The organism is Arthrobacter sp. B6, from assembly GCF_001663775.1.
GTDB lineage: Bacteria > Actinomycetota > Actinomycetes > Actinomycetales > Micrococcaceae > Arthrobacter.
Window position 1 is genome coordinate 2,791,549 of the sequence record NZ_KV467168.1, and the last position, 21,745, is coordinate 2,813,293.

Genomic DNA, 21,745 nt, shown 5'->3' on the forward strand with positions numbered 1-21,745 from the left:
TAGCTGGCTAAACGCCGCGGGTATTTTCGTGGCCCGGGGCAAGGGGGCTACTGGATCCCGGCGAACAACTCGTTCAGTTCGGCGGTCAGCTGCTTCTGGATAGCCGGCGTTCCGATTTCCTTGCCGTCAATATGGTTGACGGGCGCCAGCAGCCGGATGCTGGAAATCAGCCAGACGGCGTCGGCATCCAGGAGGTCCTGCGGCTCCAGCGGTCCATATCCCAGTTCCCAGCCGGCGGCCTTGGCCGCCGTGAAGAGCGCGCCCTGGGATGTGCCCGGAAGGATGCCGCTGTCCAGCTGCGGAGTGATGAGCCGCTTGACTGGGCGGGCACCGTCGTCGGACGTTTCCAGGTGCGCAAGCAGCACCGTTGAGGTGGGCCCCTCCAGGACGCGGCCGTCGGAGGACGTGAAGATGACGTCATCGGCGCCCTGTTTGTGGGCGTGCCGCAGCGCTGCCATGTTCACCGCATAGGAGAGGGTTTTCGCACCCATCAGCAGCCACGGTGCCCTTTCGGCCACGCCGCTGTCATAGCCGCGGTCCAACAGGATGACGTCGATGCCGGTCTCGCGTTGGCGCCGGGCAGCGGCGCCCACCGGGGAGACCTGGACCCAGCATGTGGGGGAGGCCGCGCCTTCCACACCGCGCGTGGCCACGAGCTTCACCACCAGCTCGTCCTCCGCGGGCGACGGTGCCGGATGCTGCGCCCGGTATTCGGCCACGCCTGTTCCGATGGCAGCACGCCACTGGTCCTGGCCCGGAATGACAACGTCCAGCGCTTCCGCCGAACCCTCCAGCCGGTCCAAATGCGCCTGCAGCTTCCGGACCGCTCCGCCCACCGCCAGCATGGTCTCAAAGACACCGTCGCCGCGGGTGGCACCCTGGTCGGTGGCCATCAGCTGGGGCTGCGAGGCGTCTGCCAGCCGGCCGGCGGGGAACGCGGGATCCAGGAAAACGAGCACCACGGAAGCAGGAGAAGTCATGTCTCCAGCTTAGTCCGGCAGGCCGCGGCTAAGCTGTGGTCATTGCCCTGCCCGGAAACCGTCCGGAGGGTGCACACAGTCCGGGGGTTTTCGAAGTGTTGTGGCCGTTTTCGCTTGCCGGCACGGTGCCGGGCTGGCTGACCCTGCTGCTGGCCGCCGCCGACCTGGTCATCAGGGTCGCCGCCCTGGGCATCATCCCCGGCAACCGGCGACCCACCACCGCCATGGCCTGGCTGCTTGTCATCTTCTTTGTCCCGTTCGTGGGCCTGGTCCTGTTCCTTTTGTTCGGAAACTTCAAGCTTTCCAGCCGCCGGCGCCAGCAGCAGGAAACCGTCAACGCCAGGGTGCGTTCCGGCATCTCATCGCTCGCCGACGTCGAAAGCACGTACCCGGGACCGGAATGGGTCACCTCCGCCGGCGAGCTGAACCGCCGGCTCGGCTCCCTTCCCATGGTGGACGGCAACTCGGTGGACCTCATTCCCGGCTATCCGAACTCGATCCTGGCCATGACGGAGGCGGTGCGCAAAGCCGAAAAGTTTGTCAACGCCGAGTTCTACATCATGAGCACGGACCACATCACCGATGACCTGCTGACCGCACTCGAGGAGGCGGCGGAGCGGGGCGTTGAGGTCCGGGTGCTGTTCGACCACATCGGCACCCTGCGGGTCAAAGGTTACCGCGACCTGCTCAAACGGCTGCGGGCGGGCAAGATCCAGTGGAAGCGCATGCTCCCACTGCTGCCCATCCACGGCCAGTGGCGCCGGCCGGACCTGCGCAACCACCGCAAGATCATGGTGATCGACGGCGAACTCGCTTTCACGGGTTCACAGAACCTGATCGAGCCCTCCTATAACAACCCCAAGCACCGCAAGGCCGGCCGCGAATGGGTGGAGCTGATGGCCTGCCTGCGCGGTCCCATCGTCACCACGCTCAACGTCGTCTTTGCCACGGACTGGCTCAGTGAGACGGACGAGTCATTGGAGCACCAGCTCCAGCTCCCGGCCAACCTGGCACCCGGAAAAGTCACCGCCCAGGTGGTTCCCAGCGGCCCGGGGTTCATCACGGAAAACAACCTGCGGCTCTTCACCACCCTCATTTACTCCGCCCAGCACCGCATCTCCATCTGCAGCCCCTACTTCGTGCCCGACGATTCACTGCTTTATGCCATCACCACAGCGGCGCAGCGCGGCGTGGACGTGGAACTGTTCGTCTCCGAGAAGGGCGACCAGTTCCTCGTGCACCACGCCCAGCAGTCGTACTATGAGGCGCTGCTGGAGGCCGGGGTGAAGATCTACCTCTACAGGGCACCGTTTGTGCTCCACGCCAAGCACTTCACCATCGACGACGAGGTGGCAGTCCTGGGCTCAAGCAATATGGACATGCGCTCCTTCTCGCTGAACATGGAAGTGTCCGTGATGCTCCTGGGCGCGGAGATAGTCAATGACATGCGTGCCGTGGAGAACACGTACCGGGACATCTCCCATGAGCTCAAGCTCGAGGACTGGCTGAACCGGCCGCTCGCGGCCCGCTACGTCGACAACGTCGCCAGGCTCACCGCGACAGTGCAGTAATCCTTGGAGTTTTTGTCCACCTACGGCGACTTCCACGGGGTTGATCCACCCGTATCTGGACAAAAACTCCGGGGAGGGGTCAGCCTGCGGGGAAATCAGCGCCAAGCGCGGACAGTACGCCGAAGGCCTTGACCCTGATCTCGTCGTACTCCTCGTCCGGAACGGAGTCCGAGGTGATGGCGCCGCCGACGCCGAGGGTCAGCTCCGCCGTCGCCCCGCCGTCACCGTCGTCCCCGGGGGAGTCGATCACCAGGGTCCGGATGGCCACGGCCAGGTCCGTGGCGCCGTTCAGCGAAAAGTAGCCGATGGCGCCGGAGTAGACCCCCCGTGGCCCGTCTTCCAGCCGGTCCAGGATGGCCATGGTGCTGATCTTGGGTGCACCGGTCATCGATCCAGCCGGGAAGCACGCCGCCACCGCTTCGGCCCGTGGCGAGCCGGGCAGCAGCATCGCGTCGATGGTGCTGACCATCTGGTGCACGGTGGCGTAGCTCTCGATCGCGCAAAGCCTGCTGACCGTGACAGAGCCGGGTTCCGCGAAGTGGCTCAGGTCGTTCCGCAGCAGGTCCACGATCATGATGTTTTCCGCCCGGTCCTTGAGCGAGGTTTCCAGGTCCCGGCGCAGCTGGGCGTCCAGCACGGGATCTGCTGCCCGGCGGCGGGTGCCCTTGATCGGTTCGGCGCGCATGCCGCCGCCGGACGCAATTTTCAGGAAGCGTTCCGGCGACGTGCTGGCCACTGTCAGCCCGCCGAACCGCAGGTAGCTGGCAAAGGGCGCCGGGTTCTTCCGGCGAAGGGAAAGATACGTGCGCCAGGGAGGCGCCGCGGACACAGGCACCCGGGCCGTGAGCGTGGTGGTGAGGCAGACCTCGTAGGAGTTTCCTTCGCCGATTTCGTGCTGGGCGGCGGCGATCTTGTGCTTGTAGTCCAGTTCGGTATCGCGGCTGCTGAACACCGGCGGACGGACGACGGCGTTGCTGCCGCCGCCTTGCTCCGCCGGCCCGCCATTCTCCGGGACTGCTTCCGGTGTGGCGGCGGCCGCCAGCGCGGTCCGTGCCGCTTCCAGCCAGCCGTCCGCGTCCGCTGATTCCAGGACAAGGAGCCAGGCGGTGCCTTCGGCATGGTCAAGCACCACGGCGCGGCCGGCGAAGATCAGGGCAGCGTCCGGGGTTGGCGCGGCGACATCCGTGCCTCCGGTTTCGCGCTTGAGTTCGTAGCCCAGGCAGCCCAGCCAGCCGAGGGCAAAGTCCCCGGGGTAGCCGTCCGGGGTGCGCACGGCCCGGCTGCCCCAGACGGTGTCCAGCCAGCGGAAGAAAGGCCCCGGCACACGGGCGGTGGCACCGCCGGCGGCGATGAGGCTCTCGCCTGACCTGTGGATGACCGTCTGGCCGAACACCCCGCCGTCGTCCGCCAGGATGCTGAAGCGGCTGCGCTCGGCTGCGGGTGACTGCTCAACCGGGAGGGTTGAAGGGGCATTGGAAGAGTCCAGCCACACGGCGTTGGCCGAGCTGCCATAGAGTTCGGCGAAGAGTGCGGCCGCGTTCGGGCGGCAGTCCAGCCGTTCCGCGCGGAGCCTTAGGCCGCGCCGGGCGGAATGTTCGGGGACCAAAGTGGATGCCAGCGGGGGCAGGTAGGGCAGGAGCTGCAGGACATCCGCGGGCGCCGATCCGTCCGCCTCGTTGGTCACCCGGATGTCGGCCTGACCCGGGACATCATCGCCGGACAGCCAGGCGTCCTCCTGCCCGGCCCATTGGTCCCAGAACGGCTCATAGGTTCCGCCGTCACGGTCCAGCGCCCTCTTGCGGCGTACGTCTTCCGGCGAATCAGCCCAGATAACGGCGCTCAGCAGGGGCCGGGCCGCGGCTGCTGCGGCGCCCACTCCCTCGATGATCACGATCTCGGCGGGCAGCGTGACCCGGGTGTCGCCGTCGTAGTGTTTTTCCCAGTCCCAACTTGTCCAGATGGCGCGGTCGCCGCGGCTCAACGGGGTGAGGACGGTGGACACGTAGCGCTCGATGCCGGCCGTGAGGCCGTTCCAGCCAGGGTAGATGTCCTCCAGGTGGAACAGCGAGACCTTGTGGTGGTTCCGCAGCCGCGCGGCCAGTTCAACGGCAAGTGTGGTTTTCCCAGCGCCGGATCGCCCGTCGATGGCGATGATCACAGGTGCGGGGGTCATGAAATAGAGCGTACCTGCTGCTGTCGCTCGGGCTGCTGGTCGCGGCTCCCTATGACGGACCGGACGTGTTCAACGATTCCCGGCAGGGCTGCTTGGATCTGCTGCCACACCGCGTCGAAATCAGCCTGGCCGCCGTACCAGGGGTCCTCGATGCCCTGATCCAGCAGGTCCTTGCGGGCTACTTTCGGATCGAAGCTGCGCAGCATGCGGACCTTGTCCATGGATTCCTGGTCCGGGGCGTATTCGCGTAGCCAGGCGTAGTGGTCGATGTCCAGGGCGAGGATCAGGTCCCGCTCGAGGAACCAGCCGGCCTGCCATTCGCGGGCAATATGTCCGTCGGAGGGGAGTTTCGTCGCCGCGAGCCTGCGGGCCGCCCTCGGATCGATGGGACGCCCTGCCTCGTAGCCGGTGGTTCCGGCAGAATCTACCGTTACCTCTCCGTCCAGCCCTGCCGCCTTCAGTGCCGCGGCCAACATCAGCTCAACCATGGGAGATCGGCAGATGTTTCCGGTGCAAACGGCAATGATCCGGTATGGGCTCGACGATGAGTTCATGGTGCTAAGCATGCGGGACGCCCTGCCCTCTTGGCTAGCCGGTTTTCGGCATGTTTCACGGATTCGTAAAGAGACTTGCAGAACCCGTCATATTCCTGCGACGGCGTGTTCTTGCTGGCGTTGCGAACGGGCGTGGTCAGTGGATCAGGGCAAGGAGAATGCCGACCGCCACGAACAGGACGCCGAAGATCCGGCTGAGGATCTGCTGCCCGCGCGCATTGTGCGTAAAGCGCTGGAACGACTTGGCCGCCGCGGCGAAGAAGAACCACATGACCAGGATGTCGATCACAACCACCGTGGCCGTGAGCACAAGATACTGCGGGAGCAGCGGCTGTTCGGGACGGATGAACTGCGGCATAAAGGCGAGGAAAAAGACGATCGCCTTGGGGTTCAGCAGGTTTACCCACAGGCCGCGCCGGGCCATGGACCAGGCGGGCTCGTTCCGGAGGGACTCGGCCTTCTCCCGGTCGAGTTGCGGCTTGCTCAGGAACTGGCGGACGCCCAAGTAGACGAGGTACGCGGCGCCCGCGTAGCGGATCACGTTGAAGGCGATCGGGGAACTGGCCACGAGCACGCCCACCCCGAGGGCCACAACCACAACGTGGATGACCAGGGCTGCCTGCTGGCCCAGGATCCCCCAGATGGAGCGGCGGAACCCTGACGTCAGGGAGTTGCTCATCGTGTTGATCGCGCCGGCCCCCGGAGTGAAGCTCACCAGGACACCGGCACCCGCGAGGGCGAACCATAGGGAAAGTTGCACCTCACAAGTTTAGTGCTGTGCTCACCGCAGGGTTGTCACCGCTCCAAGGGCGTGGAATGAAGGTCCTCTCAGCCACATTTGCCGTACCTTGAATTCACCCAGTGGGACATGGTGGGTGGGAGGTGTTCACTGAGCCCGTACTGGTCGAAGTACGAGTGTGGCCCGTCAGACATATACCCGGTTTCGTCCAGGCCAAAATGCCCGATCATTCGGAGCCCACGCTGAGCCGCAACTGCCTCCAACGTCTTGGCCTCTTGGAGGATCGGAGACTCGGAGCAGTAGTCGTCTTCAGGCCAGATCCCGGCGTGGGCAATGGCAAAATACTTGGTCCAGTCGAGGTCCATCCAGTCCAGAATCGCATCGTGATGAGGCTCCAATGATCCTGCGAACTCGTCACTTACGACCTTGATGCCGTCCAGCTGCATGTCGCCATCGAGTGCGATCACCACAAGTTTGGGAAGGACCTTCTCCCCCTGAACAATTAGCGGACGGACGAGAATCTGGAGGTCGAAGCCTGCTTGAATGATCATCATCCGAGGCTATTGGGGCGCAGTGGTGCGTGTCCGGGCCGCACTCTCCTATGTGGAAAAGTCCGTACAGGCCACCGCCAGGCAGCTCAGGCCCGGGCGATGACCTCGCCGTTCGGGATCAGGAACCATCCGTCGTCGGTGGATCCCCAGCGGTGCCAGCCCGCGGAAATCCGCGCCAGGTCCGCCGGATTGGCGAAGCCGTATTCCAAGGCCTGCTCCGCGAAGGCGGAATGCAGCACCCGCTCGCCCCAGACACGGGCCTGCCACCTTCGCTGCTGCCCGGTGGCGTAGAGCCAGTTGCTGCTGGTGGGCGCAACATCGGTGAAGCCCGCGGACTGTGCCCATGACACGAGCCGCCGCCCGGCGTCGGGCTCCGCGCCGTTGCGGCGGGCGATCCGCTGGTACAGCTCCATCCACTCGTCGAGTTCCGGGAACGCGGGATACCAGCTCATGCCGTGGAAGTCGGCGTCGCGCACTGCCACAATCCCGCCCGCTTTGGCCACGCGCCTCATCTCCCGGAGCGCCTCCACCGGATCTGTGAGGTGCTGCAGCACCTGATGGGCGTGGACGACGTCGAACGTTTCGTCCTCGAAATCGAGGTCGTAGATGTTTCCGGCCACGAACTCCACGTTCTCCACGCCGCGTTCAGCGGCGAGCGCCGAGGCCTGCGTGATGATGTCCGCTGACCGGTCCAGGCCGGTGACTTTTCCCGGTGCCACCAGCTCCGCAAAGTCGCACGTGATGCTCCCGGGTCCGCAGCCGACGTCGAGCACGGAAGTACCGGGGGTGAGGTGCGGAAGAACAAAGGCCGCGGAATTCTCCGCCGTTCTGGAGGCATGGGCGCGGATCACCGACTCGTGGTGGCCGTGTGTGTACACGTCGTCTTCAGGCTGCTGCGCACTCATAACCAAACGCTACCGCCGCGCTGGCGCGAATGGGGGGAACCGCCGTCGTGCGTTCAGCCTCAACCAGGTAGCAGGTGATGTCGTTATGAGGCCTCATAACGACATCTGGGGTTAGCCTCTGTTGGTGGACACCTGAAGTAGCGGGATCCTTGGATTCTGCGGGAAGGTGTTCTTGTGAGCACGACACGACGTAAATTCACTCCGGAGTATCGGCGGGAGGCTGCGCGCCTTGTGATCGATACGGGCAGGGCCGTTGCGCCGGTGGCCCGGGAATTGGGTCTGGGTGAGCAGTTGCTGGGCCGGTGGGTTGCCCAGGAACGGGCCCGGTTGGCGGCCCCTGAGGAGTTCGCGGCGGCTGAGACGGAGAAGTCTGAGCTGGAGCGTTTGCGCCGGGAAAACGCGCAGCTGCGGATGGACAACGAGTTCCTGGGAAAAGCCGCAGCCTTCTTCGCCTCCAAGCAACAGAATCGGAATGCTTCGAGCTGATGGAGGCCGAGAAGGCTAACTACCCGATCCAGCGAATGGCCCGGCTTTTGCGGGTGTCCCGCTCGGGGTTCTATGCCTGGCGCCACCGCAGCCTCTCAGAGGTATCGGAGCGTGCCGTTGGGCGGGCGGAACTGGATGCGAAGGTCCGGCGGGCCCACGCGGATTCGACCGGGATCTATGGTGCGCCGCGGGTCCAGGCCGCACTGGCCAGGAACGGGACCGGTGTCGATCGGAAAACTGTTGCGTCCTCGATGCGCCGGCAGGGTCTGGCAGGGATCTCGCCGCGGCGGTTCCGGCCAGTAGCGCCGATCGGTCAGGCCCGGGTGCATTCGATCCCGGATCTGGTGGCCAGGAAGTGGGATACCGGGGCCCTGGATACGGTGTGGATCTCGGACATCACCTACCTGCGCACCGGTGAAGGCTGGGTGTACTTGTGTGCTGTCAGGGATGCCTGTTCCCGGCGCGTGATCGGATGGGCAATGGATTCGGTCCAGACCAGCGCCCTGGTCGAACGCGCCCTGCGGATGGCCTACATCCTGCGTGGTGGCGGCCCGGCCGGGGTCGTGTTCCACGCCGACCGCGGCACCCAGTACACCTCCGCCCAGCTCAACGACGTCTGCTCCGGATTGGGCATCAGGCAGTCTGTTGGGCGGACCGGCGTGTGCTGGGACAACGCGATGCAGGAGTCCTTCTGGTCGACTCTGAAGACCGAGTTCTACGACCGGCGCCGGTGGGCAACCCGGCAGGACGCGATCCGGGCGACAGGACGCTGGATTGAGGAGTTCTACAACCGCGCCCGACTGCACTCGGCCCTGGGCTACAGCACGCCCGTGGAACACGAACAGTTCCTCACCATGAAGAAGCCTCAGCCGGCCCAAGCCGCCTGATTAACTGTCCACGATTTGCGGGTAACCCCACATCACCTGGTACTTAGTTGGGCGGGGCGGGGGAGGCGGGACCGCCGTCGGACGCTTCCTGGCGGGCGGCGATGGTGGCCTCCACCATCGCGGTCATAAAGCGGGTCACAAGCTCCAGCTCTTCAGCGGAGAATTCGGCCATGGCCGTGCCCATGTGGCGGGAAAGCGGCATAAACATGGCTCCGCCGTCCTGAAAGGCCTTCGGTGTCATGCGCAGTTGCACCTGCCGCCTGTCCGGGCCGAGCCGTTCGCGGACCACGTGGCCGGACTGGTCGAGTCGGTCAATCAGCGCGGTGGTGGCCGGTGAGCTGAGGTTGAGTTCCTTGCGCAGGATTCCGGGGGTGACCACGTTGCCCTTGGCTGTGTGGCGCATGATGACGGCGAGGGCGTTGAGGTCCGTTCGGTGCATTTCGTTCCGTCCGCCCGCAGTATCCACGTAGCGGTTGGCCTCCAGGGTGAAGTCCTGGAGCAGGCGGACCAGCGACTGGGGTGCGGAGTTGGCCGGGCGCTGGAACGCTTCCTCCGTCATATCCCCCTCCTCCGCTCGCTCGCCTGGTGCCCTGACGGATATTACTGCAGCAGAGCCGGGCCTGCAGAGTCGGAATCGCATCAAGCACTTATCTCCATCGCAGAGATACTCTATGATGGAAACAATCGTACCTTGCCATCGTCCCCGAGCGCAGAAGGAATCATGAAATCCAGTCCCCAACACAGCGCGCGGGTTCCGTTCTGGCTGCGCTGGCTCATTCCCGTCTTGCTGGTGCTTACGTGGCTGGCCATCGCCGGGGTGGGCGGCCCCACGTTCGGCCGGCTCGATGAGGTCTCCTCGAATGACCAGGCCTCCTTCCTTCCGGCCGGCGCCGAAGCCACCGCCGCGCAGGACTGGCAGGCGAAGTTCCGCGATTCCGATGAGATCCCCGCAGTCATCGTCATTGAAAACGACGACGCGATCAGCCCGTTGGAGCTTGCCGGACTCGCATCCCTGAAGGAGGGCCTGGAGGCCCTGGAGCTCGGCAGTGCCGTAATCGGACCCATCCCGTCCGAGGACGGCGAAGCGGTGCAGTACATTGCCCCGATCGGGTCCTCGGACGAGGTCAAGGAATCCGTCCAGGAGCTACGGGACTTCCTGGCCGAAGCCGCACCCGACGGCATGCAGACCTTCGTCACGGGTCCCGCGGGGCTGACGGCTGACCTCGTCAGTGCCTTCGCGGGCATTGACGGCATCCTGCTGCTCGTGGCACTTGGTGCTGTTTTTGTGATCCTGCTGATCGTCTACCGTTCACTCCTCCTGCCCGTCGCGGTGCTGCTGACCTCCGTCTTTGCGCTGTGCGCCGCCATCCTTCTGGTGTTCGGTATGGCCAAGCTCGGCTGGATCCAGCTCAACGGCCAAAGCCAGGGCATCCTGTCCATCCTGGTAATCGGCGCGGCCACGGATTACGCCTTGCTCTACGTGGCCCGATTCCGTGAAGCACTGACCCGCACCAACAACCGGACGGCCGCGGTGCTGACCGCCTGGAAGGCATCGTTCGAACCGATCCTGGCCTCCGGCGCCACCGTGATCATCGCCCTCTTGTGCCTGCTCTTTTCCGACCTGAATTCCAACAAAGCGCTCGGCCCAGTGGCGGCCGCCGGCATCCTTTGCTCGCTCTTTGCCGCCCTGACGCTGTTGCCTGCCCTGATGGCCCTCCTGGGCCGGGGCGCGTTCTGGCCGTTTCGGCCCAAGCTGGTTCCGGCGGGCGGGCGCGAGCCGGAACTGGTGACGGGACTGGAAGGCCAGAAGGGTGTCTGGCGGGCCACCGGTTCCCTTGTTGCACGGCGCCCGCGGACGGTCTGGACCGCTTCGGTCCTCCTGCTCCTCGTGGCTTCCGCCGGAGTGCTGGGGCTGAAGGCCAACGGTGTGCCGCAGACTGATGTCATCCTTTCCGCCTCCAACGCAGTGGACGGACAGGACGCGCTGGCGCGCCATTTCGACGCCGGCAGCGGCAGCCCCGCCGTCGTGGTTGCGGACGAAAGCAAAGCCGATGACGTGCTGGCGAAGGTGAAGGCGGCCAAGGGTGTGGGGGACGCGTACCTGCTGGCTGAAGGGAGCGTGCCCATCACCGGCGCCCCTGGCACTCCCGACACACCGGATGTCCGGGATGGGAAGGTGCTGATCAATGCCACACTGAACTTTGCCGCGGACTCCCTTGAAGCGGAGGATACCGTCAAGGTTATGCGCGAGGACCTGAAAACGGTCGACGCCGATGCCCTCGTAGGCGGCGTGACGGCCACGGCACTGGACACCAACACCACAGCCCAGCGCGACCTGGTGATCATCATCCCCATCGTGCTGGTGGTTATCCTTTTCATCCTGATGCTGCTGCTCCGCTCGGTGCTGGCGCCGGTCCTGCTGGTGCTGTCGGTGGTGCTGTCGTACGGTGCGGCCATGGGAGTCTCAGCCCTCGTTTTCAACAACCTGCTGGGTTTCCCGGGTGCCGACGCGACCGTGCCGCTGTTCGGCTTTGTGTTCCTCGTGGCCCTGGGCGTGGACTACAACATCTTCCTGATGAGCCGCGTGCGGGAGGAGGCGCTGAAACACGGCACCCGGCCGGGCATCCTGCGCGGGCTCGGCGTGACCGGCGGAGTGATCACCTCGGCCGGTGTGGTCCTCGCTGCCACGTTCGCCGCCCTGGGGGTCATCCCGATCATGTTCCTCGTGCAGCTGGCGTTCATTGTGGCCTTCGGCGTGCTGCTGGACACGGTGCTGGTGCGCTCGCTTCTGGTTCCCGCGCTGGCCTACGACATCGGCCCACGCATTTGGTGGCCGTCCAGGCTGGGCCGGCCGGTCCTGGACGCAGCTGAGCTACGTGGCACAGGCGCCGTGAAGCCCGAGACGGAAAGCGCCGGCAGTCGCTAAGCCTGGCCCTGCGCCGTCACGCCGGGCTTCACGCCTGCGCGCGCCACCAGGCCACCGTGGCCGCGGCTGCCTCGGGAAGCGGCGTGGGGTCCAGGCCCAGGGCGGCCTCGCTGGCGGTCGAGTCCATCACGAAGGGCTCCTCGAACTGGTACAGCATCTCTGCCACTTCGCGCATGTCCTTGGAGAAGACCCCGAGCGCCCGGAGCACCCAACCGGGCACGGCTGCTACCTTCGGGGCGGCCACCCCACCGGCCTCTGTGAAGGCGGTTGCCAGCCGCCGCTGTGTGATCGCCGGGCCGGTGGGCGCGTGCCACACCCCGTTCCATAGCGACGGCGTCGCGGCAGTATGGATCATCGCCGCGGCCAGGTCCGGGACGTAGGTGAATGAATGCGGCTGGTCAGTGCTCCCGATGACCCATACTTTCTTGCCGGCCAGGACGGCGGGGACAAGCCGCTCGCCGGCGTGGGAGGTCTTGACGCGCGGTCCAATAAAGTCGCCGGCCACCACGGTGACGGTGTTCGTCGGCGAGTCGGCCCTCGCCTCAAGCAGTTGCGTCCGCACCCCCCGCTTGCCGCCTTCGGCCGCCCGCGGACCGGCCCCGGTCATGGGGCGCCCGGGCTCGCTGTACGAGTAGAGGCTTTCGGGAAATACGACGACGGCGCCCGCCTCGCCTGCCGCGGCCAGCACCGCTTGCTCGGCCTGGGGGAGCTCGGCCTGCCACGCGTCCGCAGTGTAGGAAGAGCCATGAATGCAGTGAAAGACGGCGGTAGCCCCCGCGAGTGCGTCCCGGACCTGGGCGGGATCCTGGACGTCCGCCGTCACCCGATCTACGAGTGGATGCTCGGGCCCGGTGCCCGACCTGGTGAGGATCCTGACGTTTTTCCCCTGCTCCGCGAGTTGTTCTGCCACCGTCCAACCCACGGGGCCGGCGCCGGTAACAACGTGGACATCCTTCATGACTTCTCCTCAAAGATTTTGAATTGAGAGCACCGCTCTCCCCTAAGCGTCCACCAACGCGGGGGTCATGTCAAGAGCAGTGCTCTCAATTGTTTGCAGTGCTCTGCCTATGCGATGCTGGACCCATGAGTGACGCTGCCGCGGAAGCGGAAACCACGCCCAGGACGCCGCGGGAACGGGCCAGGGCCCAGACGATAGAGGACATCGTCCGGCTGGGGCGGGAGCATCTTGCCACCCAAGGTGCGGCCGCACTTTCCCTCCGTGCCGTCGCCAGGGACCTGGGCGTAGTTTCCTCGGCCGTTTACCGCTACGTGGCGAACCGCGACGAACTCCTCACCCTCCTGCTGGTGGACGCCTATGACGAACTCGGCGACGCCGTCGACCTGGCGGTGAATGCGATGCCTCCGAAGGACCATGCCGGGCGTTTCAAGGCGCTGGGGCGGGCGGTCCGGGACTGGGCACTGCGTGAGCCGGCCCGCTACGGGCTGCTGTTCGGCAGTCCGGTGCCGGGCTACCAGGCGCCCGCCGGGCGGACCTCAACGCCCGGAACCCGGGTGATCTACAGCATGATCGGCATTCTCGATGCCGCCTACCGCGCGGGTGAGCTGACGACGGCGGCGCCCGCCGCCGTCGCGCCTTCCGCCCTGTCTGCCGATCTGGAAGCCATCCGTGACGAACTCGGGCTTGCCGTCCCGGACGGGCTGCTGGCGAACGGTGCCCTCGTGTGGACGTCACTCTTTGGCACCGTGAGCTTCGAGGTCTTTGGCCAGTATGGCGCGGACACGTTCAGCGCGCGCGGTGAGCTCTTTGAGCACCACCTCGCAGTGCTTGCGAAGCTGGTGGGGCTCGAAGCCTGACGGCCGCGCGCCCGGCCGGCATGGGCGTCATGCCATGCACGCTTTGGCGGCTCCGGCAGGTACTGCCCGCGGTTTTCCGGGCCGGAGTCCTCTCTGCGGACGCAGAAGCATGCCCCCAGTGACGGCGACAGCGCCGGGACCTGACGGCAATCCGCCGCGGCACCTTGTGAGCGCTAACAAAAAACTCTTGTCACGTGCTTTACAACGATGTAATGTTTGGGTCAGCCCGCACCATCCAGGCTTGAGGCGACGTTTCAGCGCCGACAGACGGGCGGCGACTTTTCCAACAAGCTACGTCCAAAGGAGTGACGGTGACGCAAGTTGATTCACGCCCACTGCAGATGACCCGCAGGCAATTACTGCTCGGAGGCGGGGTACTGGCGGGGAGCCTCTCAATCGGGGCCAGCCTGACCGGCTGCGGCGGTGCGGCCCAGGCAGCCGCAGATGACATCCGCTTCTGGCACCTGCTCTCCGGTGGTGACGGCATCAAGATGACGGCCATGATCGACAAAGCCAACGCGGGAAACACGGACTACCGGGTAAAGCCCACCGTGCTTGCGTGGGGCGCGCCGTACTACACCAAGCTGGCGATGGCCTCCGCCGGCGGCCGGCCGCCTGAGGTAGCCGTAATGCACGCGGCAAGGGTGCCGGGCTATGCTCCCGGCGGACTGCTGGATCCCTGGGACCTGGACCTGCTGGCGGAGTTCGGCGTACGTCCTGAGGACTTCAGCCCAAGAATCTGGGAGAAAAGCCAGTTTGACGGCCAGGTCTTTTCCCTGGCGCTGGACTCGCATCCTTTCGTAATGCTCTACAACACTGAGGTCGCGGCGAAGGCGAATGTTTTGGAGAGCGATGGCCGGCTGGTCGGGATCTCCTCTCCATCCGAGTTCCTCGAGGTGAGCCGGGAGCTGCAGAAGGCCACCGGCAAGCACGGGCTCTCGTACGGTTATCTTGGCGACGGCGCCCAGATGTGGCGCCTCTTCTATACCCTCTACCGGCAGCACGGGGCGGACTTCGTCCTGGATCCGGGCCGGCCGGCAGAGGTGGACAGGGACGTGGCCGTCGACTGCCTGGAATTCATCAAATCCCTACTGGATAACACCATTGCCACGAAAAGCGGCGACGGCGGCACGGCCATTGCCGAGTTCGCCAGCCAAGGCTCGGGGTTGCTTTTCACCGGTGTGTGGGAGCTTCCGACAATGAAGGCGGCTGGTGTTCCGCTGGGCGCAGGTACTATCCCAACGCTTTTCGGAACTCCGGCTGCCTTTGCCGACTCACATTCCTTCGTGCTGCCCCACCAGGCAACCCTGAACGAGGCGACACGCCGCGGCGTGTACCAGTTTGTGGCCACCATGCTCAAGGGATCCCTGACCTGGGCGGAAGCAGGGCACATTCCTGGGTACCAGCCGGTGGTCAACTCCAGCGAGTACGCGGCCCTAAAGCCACAGGCGGACTATGCGAATGCGGCCGACATCATCAACTACGATCCCGAGGCGTGGTTCACCGGTTCCGGATCCGACTTCCAGAGCTACTTCGCTGAGAACGTCCAGAACGTGTTCCTCGGGCGGGACAAGGCCGCGGACGGCTGGGATGCATTCATAAAGCGCATCAATTCCGTCCTGGCTATGCCGAACCCGGTTTGAATGCCAGCCGGCATGCCCGCCGTATCCCGATTCTGAGCACCGACCCGTTCGTGACAAAGGAGTCCTCATGAGCACTGCCCCCACAACAGCGCCCGCACGAGAATCATCGGGCAGCCGGATCAGCCCGGCCCCCACACCCGCTGTCAGATCGTCCCGGTCCCGGCGCGACAACATCCACGGCTGGGCCTTCTCGGCCCCATTCCTGGTGTTCTTTCTGACGTTTCTGGTCTGGCCGATGATTTCCGGGGCCATCATGAGCCTCACCGGAAAGTCCCTGACCGGGGCCAACAGCGGATTCATCGGCCTAGCGAACTACAGCGAGGCGTTCGCCGACACCGATATGTGGCGGTCGCTGGGCAACACCCTTTACTTCACGCTGATCAGCACGGTACCGCTGGTAGTGATCGCCTTGGCGTTGGCAGCCCTCGTCAATATGGGCCTTCCCGCGCAGTGGCTGTGGCGGCTTTCCTTTTTCTCGCCGTTCCTCCTGGCTTCCACTGTGGTGTCACTCTTCTTCGCCTGGATGTACAACCCGGAACTGGGCCTGTTCAACGACTTCTTGGCGAAGCTTGGAATCCCACCCGTGGCGTGGCTCAATGATCCGTCTGTGGCGATGTGGGCCGTTGTGATCGCCACCGTCTGGTGGACCGTTGGCTTCAACTTCCTGCTGTACGTGGCAGCCCTGCAGAACATCCCGCACCAGCATTACGAAGCGGCTTCCCTCGACGGGGCCGGTGGCTGGCGCCAGTTCTTCTCGATCAGCCTGCCGCAACTTGGCCCCACCACGGCGATGATCGTTGTCCTGCAGCTCCTCGCGTCGCTGAAGGTCTTTGACCAGATTTACCAGATGACCGGAGGCGGCCCTGGGGGAGCTACGCGTTCCATCGTGCAGTACATCTTCGAAGCCGGCTTCACCGGCTACCGGCTGGGCTACTCGGCAGCCATTTCCTACATCTTCTTCGCGTTGATCCTGCTCATCGCGCTGGCCCAGGTCTTCATTGCACGGAAACGGAGCGTTTAGCCATGGCAACCTCAACACTTTCCAAGCCTGTACTCCAGCCAAGGGGAACCACCGACGCCGGGCTGAACCGGCGCCCAAAAACGCCGCTGTCCCGCACGCTGGCCACCGTCGTGGTGTCGGTCCTGGCCGTAGTGTGGCTCGTGCCTTTTGCCTGGGCCACGGTCACCGCCCTGAAGAGCGAAACGGAGGCGGCATCCACCCCCATCAGCTGGATACCGGCCTCGGGCTTTACCTTCGATGCCTTCGCGAAAGTACTGCAGAGCGGCAATATCCCCACCTGGACGCTCAACTCGCTGTTCACGTCTGCGGCAATCACCGCCATCACCCTGGTCATTTCAGCGTCAGTGGCCTACGCCATCTCAAGGATCGACTTCCGCGGCAAGAGGACGCTGATGGTCGTAATCGTTGCTTCCATCATCATTCCGCCGCCGGTCCTGATCATTCCGCTGTTCCAGCAAATGCAGTCACTGAACCTGATCGACACGTATTGCGCGCTGATCCTTCCCCAGGTGATCCATTCGCCGATGGTGTTTGTGCTCAAGAAGTTTTTCGACCAGGTTCCGCGCGAGCTTGAGGAAGCGGCGCTGATGGATGGTGCGGGCCGCCTGCGGATCTTTATGACCATCGTGCTTCCACTGTCCCGGCCGATCCTGGCCGCCGTTGCCATCTTCGTTTTCATCGGGGCGTGGAACAACTTCCTGTGGCCGTTCATTGCGACGAACGAGAGCTCACTGCTCACCCTGCCGGTGGGGCTGCAGACCATCAAGAGCGCCTACGGCATCCAGTACGCGCAGAACATGGCCTCGGCCCTGCTGGCCGCGATGCCCCTGATCGTGGTCTTTCTGTTCTTCCAGCGCCAGATCATCAGGGGTGTTGCAACCACCGGCCTTGCCGGTACGTAAGCCAGTTGGGTCTTGACGAGGCGTTCGCCAACAAGGTGTCCCGGCGGGGTCAGTTCGGCCGGGACCCTGTTAGCGGTATGGCCTGCTGGATAGACTGCGATTGCGCCCGCACGGACGCGGACCTCAAAGGAGCGTGCCGCCATGGCCAAGAATCGCGAATCCGCAGCTGATGAGCAGCCCCGCAAGGGCAATTCTGCCCCGGGGATGGAAGGCGAAGGCGGGCAGTACACGGCCGGGGATTACGGCGACGCCGGCAGTGTGGAGGCTCCTGACGACCGCCCGGAGGGTGAATACCCCGACGGCGACTACGGCGATGCGGGTTCCTCTGGGACGGCGCGCGAGGCTGATGTCCCTCCCGGAAGGGCCACTGACGGCCAGGTGAACGCCTCCGACGAGGAGCGGGGTCCCCTGCACGGTGACGAGGACTCCCGTTAGAACCGCGCCACGTTCTCCGACAGCGAAAATGCTGGGGCGTCACCGTCGGGCTGAGAGCCCGCAAGGACGGGGGAGCGCCGAACCGCGCCATGCAACAGAATCCAAAGTTGAGCGTACTTCGCTCAAGTTTGGATTGACATCGCCTGCGCCCGGAGTAAAGTTGAGTGCAGAACGCTCAATGAGTGGGCGCCAGCAAGTTTCCAAGGAAAGAAGGAAGCAACACATGTCACGTGCAGTAGGTATCGACCTCGGAACCACCAACTCCGTCGTCTCCGTTCTCGAAGGTGGCGAGCCCACCGTTATTGCCAACGCCGAGGGTGGCCGCACCACGCCGTCGGTCGTTGCATTCTCCAAGTCCGGCGAAGTCCTCGTAGGCGAGATCGCCAAGCGCCAGGCCGTCAACAACATTGACCGCACCATCGCCTCCGTCAAGCGCCACATGGGCACTGACTGGGACGTCTCCATTGACGACAAAAAGTACACCCCCCAGGAAATCTCCGCCCGTATCCTCATGAAGCTGAAGAACGACGCCGAGGCGTACCTGGGTGAAAAGGTCACCGATGCAGTGGTCACCGTTCCCGCGTACTTCAATGACGCAGAGCGCCAGGCCACCAAGGAAGCCGGCGAGATCGCAGGCCTTAACGTCCTGCGCATTGTCAACGAGCCCACCGCCGCGGCACTTGCCTACGGCCTGGACAAGGGCAAGGAAGACGAACTCATCCTCGTCTTCGACCTCGGCGGCGGTACGTTCGACGTCTCCTTGCTGGAAGTCGGCAAGGATGAAGACAACTTCTCCACCATCCAGGTCCGCTCCACCGCCGGTGACAACCGCCTCGGCGGCGACGACTGGGACCAGCGCGTCGTCAACTACCTGCTGAACCAGCTCAAGGTCAAGGGCATTGACCTGTCCAAGGACAAGATCGCCCTGCAGCGCCTCCGCGAAGCATCGGAGCAGGCAAAGAAGGAACTCTCCTCCTCCACCAGCACCAACGTCTCCCTCCAGTACCTGTCCGTCACCCCCGACGGCCCGGTCCACCTGGACGAGCAGCTGACCCGCGCCAAGTTCCAGGACCTCACCAAGGACCTGCTGGAGCGCACCAAGAAGCCGTTCCACGATGTCATCAAGGAAGCGGGCATCAAGCTCTCCGACATCAACCACATCGTCCTGGTGGGCGGCTCCACCCGTATGCCCGCGGTCTACGAGCTGGTCAAGGAACTGGCCGGTGGCAAGGAACCGAACAAGGGCGTCAACCCGGATGAGGTTGTGGCCGTTGGCGCAGCACTCCAGGCCGGCGTTCTGAAGGGTGAGCGCAAAGACGTCCTCCTGATCGACGTCACCCCGCTGTCCCTCGGCATCGAAACCAAGGGTGGCGTCATGACGCACCTGATCGAGCGCAACACCGCCATCCCCACCAAGCGGTCCGAGACCTTCACCACCGCTGACGACAACCAGCCGTCCGTGGCCATCCAGGTCTTCCAGGGCGAGCGCGAGTTCACCCGCGACAACAAGCCGCTGGGCACGTTCGAGCTGACGGGCATCGCTCCGGCTCCGCGCGGCGTTCCGCAGGTTGAGGTCACCTTCGACATCGACGCCAACGGCATCGTCCACGTCTCCGCCAAGGACAAAGGCACCGGCAAGGAGCAGTCCATGACCATCACGGGCGGCTCCAGCCTCTCCAAGGAAGACATCGACCGGATGGTCAAGGACGCCGAGGAGCACGCAGCCGAGGACAAGGCCCGCCGCGAGGCAACCGACACGCGCAACACGGCCGAACAGCTCGCCTACTCCGTGGACAAGCTGATCGCCGACAACGCCGACAAGCTGCCCGACGAGGTCAAGACCGAGGTCCAGGCCGACGTCGACGACCTCAAGAAGGCCCTCGAAGGCACCGACGACGCCGCCGTGAAGACAGCGTTCGAGAAGCTGCAGGCTTCGCAGGGCAAGCTGGGCGAGGCCATCTACGCACAGGCCGGTTCCCCCAACGGCGAAACGGGTGCTGCAGGTGCCGAAGGCGCAGCGGGTTCCCCTGCCGGTGAAAAGGGTGCCGACGAAGACATCGTCGACGCCGAAATCATCGACGAAGACGAAGCGAAGAAGTAGCCATGCCGCACCACGGTAACGAGGAAGAGCACCTCTCCCCATCAGACCAGGAGCGCCAGGAAGGCCAAAACGGCAACGGCCACCAGGAGCCGGTCATCCGGGACAACCGAAAGGTTGACCCGGTGACCGGACAGGCCCGGCACCCGGAAGGGCAGTCAGCGGCCAAGGCGGATTCGCCCGTGGCCGAGCCTGAGGACACCGACACCGACGGCGATGCACTCGCCCAGGCCGAGGAGATCCTCAACGGCATCGAGGTGCCGGCCGAGGAATCCGTGGCCCAGGGTGCGGGACAGGCCGAAGCCGCTGAGCTGAAGAACGACCTGCTTCGCCTCCAGGCTGAGTACGTCAACTACCGCAAGCGCGTTGAACGTGACCGCGCCGTAGCAGGGGAGATGGCCGTCATCGGCGTCCTGAACTCCCTGCTGCCGGTGCTGGACGACGTCGACGCCGCCCGCCAGCACGGTGACCTCGCCGACGGCCCGTTCGCCGCGATCGCCACCAAGCTGGAGAATGCGCTGAAGACGTACGGCCTGATCCGGATCGATGAGACCGGAGTGGAGTTCGATCCCACGATCCACGAGGCCCTCATCCAGCAGCCCGGCGAGGACATCGACGTTGACACCGTCAGCCAGGTGCTCCGTTCCGGCTACAAGTCAGGCGAACGCGTCCTCCGCGCAGCACAAGTGATTGTGGCTGTACCGGCGTAGTCCCTGCTCACCTGCGCCAGACGGATGAGGGGGCCCCGCCCGTACGCTGGGTGGCCCGGATCTGCGATCCTTGCCCACCCAGCTCCGGCAGCGGACCTGGCCTCCCAACACTCGCAAGCTCGCGTCGGGGCCCTCGGCCAGATCCTTACGTGCCACTCCCGGGCCCCTCATCCGTCGGGCGCTCAGCGGTTGTCTCGCCTAAGGTGAGTTAACCGTAAAGCTCGGAGCGATACATGGGCCCCGGGAGTGGCATCGGGCCTACCGGAGCTGGGTGGCTGAGGATCGCAGATCCTTAGCCACCCAGCGTAGGGGCGGGGGCCCATGTATCGCGGAGAGCGTGGGTAGAAACTTAAGAAGTACGAGAAAGGAAACGCCATTGGCTAGCCAGGATTGGGTGGACAAGGACTTTTACGCGATCCTTGGTATCGCCAAGGACGCTTCCGACGCCGACATCAAGAAGGCCTACCGGAAACTTGCCCGCCAGCACCACCCGGACACCAACTCGGGGGACACTGCGTCGGAGAAGAAGTTCAAGGACATCTCCGAGGCCTATTCGGTGCTCTCGGATCCGGACGAGCGCCAGCAGTACGACGCCATCCGTGCGATGGGCGGCGGTGCCCGGTTCGCGCCGGGTGGCGCCGGTGCCGCAAACGGTGGTTTCGAGGACATGTTTGGCGGCCTGTTCACCGGAAACGCGGGCCGCCATGCCGGCGGGTTCAGCACGTCCGGCGGCATTCCGCCCGAATTCGCGGACCTTTTCGGCGGCGGCTTCGGCGGCCAGTCCGGCTTCCAGCGACCCCCTTCGAAGGGCGCGGACCGCACCGCGACCACCACTATTTCCTTCGCCGGCTCCATCCGCGGCACAACTATCGGCCTGCGGGAACCGAACGGCGAAGTCATTGACGTCCGTGTCCCCGCCGGCATCAAGGACGGCCAGAAGGTCCGCGTCCGCGGGAAGGGCCAGCCCGGGCCCGCCGGGAACGGCGACCTGATGGTTGCCGTTTCGGTCAAGCCCCACGATTTTTACACGCGCGACGGCGACAACCTTCGCATCCACGTACCGGTCACCTTCCCTGAAGCTGCCTTGGGCGCCGACATCGAAGTTCCCACCGTCGACGGCGACAAGGTGAAGGTCAGGGTCCCGGCCGGCACCCCGTCCGGCCGCACCCTCCGGGTCAAGGGCCGCGGCGTGAAGACCGCCAAGGCCACGGGCGACCTCCTGGTGACCATCGACGTCGCGGTCCCCAAGAACCTGAACAAGGACGCCGAAGCCGCGGTGAAGGCCTTCGCCGAGGCCACCGCCGACGCCGATGTCCGCCAGGGCCTGGCCGCCAAGGCCCGGCTTTAGC

19 protein-coding genes are annotated in these 21,745 nt (G+C 65.0%); 11 read left to right on the plus strand and 8 right to left on the minus strand.

Going from position 1 to position 21,745, the window contains the following annotated elements:
* Positions 1 to 47: 47 nt before the first annotated feature.
* Positions 48 to 980, minus strand: a complete 933-nt coding sequence (locus tag AU175_RS12345) for an aminodeoxychorismate lyase (RefSeq protein WP_066289208.1) — start codon at positions 978 to 980, stop codon at positions 48 to 50.
* Positions 981 to 1,075: 95 nt separating this feature from the next.
* Here AU175_RS12345 and cls point away from each other — a divergent pair, with 95 nt between their 5' ends.
* Positions 1,076 to 2,551 (plus strand): cardiolipin synthase, encoded by a 1,476-nt coding sequence (gene cls / locus AU175_RS12350; protein ID WP_442855298.1) that lies wholly within the window; start codon positions 1,076 to 1,078, stop codon positions 2,549 to 2,551.
* Between the two features lie 79 nt (positions 2,552 to 2,630).
* On the opposite strand, the gene AU175_RS12355 is transcribed toward cls, so the two are convergent.
* The 5 genes from AU175_RS12355 to AU175_RS12375 all read right to left on the minus strand — a co-directional run bounded on the left by AU175_RS12355 (position 2,631) and on the right by AU175_RS12375 (position 7,473).
* On the minus strand, positions 2,631 to 4,724 hold the full coding sequence (locus AU175_RS12355) for a chorismate-binding protein (RefSeq protein ID WP_066289210.1): 2,094 nt from the start codon (positions 4,722 to 4,724) through the stop codon (positions 2,631 to 2,633).
* The gene (locus AU175_RS12360) at positions 4,721 to 5,278 is read right to left on the minus strand and encodes a low molecular weight protein-tyrosine-phosphatase (RefSeq protein WP_066291034.1); all 558 of its coding nucleotides are present in this window, start codon (positions 5,276 to 5,278) and stop codon (positions 4,721 to 4,723) included. The genes AU175_RS12355 and AU175_RS12360 overlap by 4 nt, the downstream gene beginning before the upstream one ends.
* A gap of 136 nt (positions 5,279 to 5,414) precedes the next feature.
* Positions 5,415 to 6,038: a LysE family transporter gene (locus tag AU175_RS12365; RefSeq protein ID WP_066289216.1), complete on the minus strand. Its 624-nt coding sequence runs from the start codon at positions 6,036 to 6,038 to the stop codon at positions 5,415 to 5,417.
* Positions 6,039 to 6,106: 68 nt separating this feature from the next.
* Entirely contained in the window at positions 6,107 to 6,568 is a 462-nt protein-coding gene (locus AU175_RS12370; protein ID WP_156642290.1) for a hypothetical protein, read from the minus strand.
* A gap of 86 nt (positions 6,569 to 6,654) precedes the next feature.
* A complete protein-coding gene (locus AU175_RS12375; protein ID WP_066289221.1) occupies positions 6,655 to 7,473 on the minus strand; it encodes a methyltransferase domain-containing protein in 819 nt (272 codons plus the stop codon).
* Between the two features lie 174 nt (positions 7,474 to 7,647).
* Here AU175_RS12375 and AU175_RS12385 point away from each other — a divergent pair.
* Positions 7,648 to 8,846, plus strand: a protein-coding gene (locus tag AU175_RS12385) for an IS3 family transposase (RefSeq protein WP_156642291.1) whose coding sequence is annotated in 2 segments (ribosomal slippage) — positions 7,648 to 7,915 and positions 7,915 to 8,846 — 1,200 coding nt in all. Because the reading frame shifts where the segments join, the coding sequence is not laid out codon by codon here.
* 43 nt (positions 8,847 to 8,889) lie between these two features.
* Here AU175_RS12385 and AU175_RS12390 read toward each other — a convergent pair.
* Positions 8,890 to 9,405 carry a MarR family winged helix-turn-helix transcriptional regulator gene (locus AU175_RS12390; RefSeq protein ID WP_066289230.1) on the minus strand — a complete coding sequence of 172 codons (516 nt, stop codon included), beginning with the start codon at positions 9,403 to 9,405 and terminating at the stop codon, positions 8,890 to 8,892.
* Positions 9,406 to 9,567: 162 nt separating this feature from the next.
* On the opposite strand from AU175_RS12390, the gene AU175_RS12395 reads away from it, so the two are divergent.
* Positions 9,568 to 11,772, plus strand: a complete 2,205-nt coding sequence (locus AU175_RS12395) for an MMPL family transporter (protein WP_066289232.1) — start codon at positions 9,568 to 9,570, stop codon at positions 11,770 to 11,772.
* A gap of 28 nt (positions 11,773 to 11,800) precedes the next feature.
* On the opposite strand, the gene AU175_RS12400 is transcribed toward AU175_RS12395, so the two are convergent.
* Entirely contained in the window at positions 11,801 to 12,730 is a 930-nt protein-coding gene (locus AU175_RS12400) for an NAD-dependent epimerase/dehydratase family protein (protein WP_066289235.1), read from the minus strand.
* Positions 12,731 to 12,855: 125 nt separating this feature from the next.
* Between AU175_RS12400 and AU175_RS12405 the strand changes: the two genes are divergently transcribed.
* The 8 genes from AU175_RS12405 to AU175_RS12440 all read left to right on the plus strand — a co-directional run bounded on the left by AU175_RS12405 (position 12,856) and on the right by AU175_RS12440 (position 21,744).
* The gene (locus tag AU175_RS12405) at positions 12,856 to 13,587 is read left to right on the plus strand and encodes a TetR/AcrR family transcriptional regulator (protein ID WP_066289238.1); all 732 of its coding nucleotides are present in this window, start codon (positions 12,856 to 12,858) and stop codon (positions 13,585 to 13,587) included.
* A 341-nt stretch (positions 13,588 to 13,928) separates the two neighbouring features.
* The gene (locus tag AU175_RS12410) at positions 13,929 to 15,230 is read left to right on the plus strand and encodes an extracellular solute-binding protein (protein ID WP_156642405.1); all 1,302 of its coding nucleotides are present in this window, start codon (positions 13,929 to 13,931) and stop codon (positions 15,228 to 15,230) included.
* A gap of 67 nt (positions 15,231 to 15,297) precedes the next feature.
* A complete protein-coding gene (locus tag AU175_RS12415) occupies positions 15,298 to 16,251 on the plus strand; it encodes a carbohydrate ABC transporter permease (protein WP_066289242.1) in 954 nt (317 codons plus the stop codon).
* A gap of 2 nt (positions 16,252 to 16,253) precedes the next feature.
* A complete protein-coding gene (locus AU175_RS12420; RefSeq protein ID WP_066289245.1) occupies positions 16,254 to 17,153 on the plus strand; it encodes a carbohydrate ABC transporter permease in 900 nt (299 codons plus the stop codon).
* A 141-nt stretch (positions 17,154 to 17,294) separates the two neighbouring features.
* The gene (locus AU175_RS12425; protein ID WP_066289248.1) at positions 17,295 to 17,588 is read left to right on the plus strand and encodes a hypothetical protein; all 294 of its coding nucleotides are present in this window, start codon (positions 17,295 to 17,297) and stop codon (positions 17,586 to 17,588) included.
* 223 nt (positions 17,589 to 17,811) lie between these two features.
* Positions 17,812 to 19,689: a molecular chaperone DnaK gene (gene dnaK / locus AU175_RS12430; RefSeq protein ID WP_066289251.1), complete on the plus strand. Its 1,878-nt coding sequence runs from the start codon at positions 17,812 to 17,814 to the stop codon at positions 19,687 to 19,689.
* Between the two features lie 2 nt (positions 19,690 to 19,691).
* The gene (locus AU175_RS12435) at positions 19,692 to 20,396 is read left to right on the plus strand and encodes a nucleotide exchange factor GrpE (RefSeq protein WP_066289253.1); all 705 of its coding nucleotides are present in this window, start codon (positions 19,692 to 19,694) and stop codon (positions 20,394 to 20,396) included.
* A gap of 376 nt (positions 20,397 to 20,772) precedes the next feature.
* Positions 20,773 to 21,744 (plus strand): DnaJ C-terminal domain-containing protein, encoded by a 972-nt coding sequence (locus AU175_RS12440; RefSeq protein WP_197497091.1) that lies wholly within the window; start codon positions 20,773 to 20,775, stop codon positions 21,742 to 21,744.
* The last annotated feature ends 1 nt before the right edge of the window (position 21,745 follow it).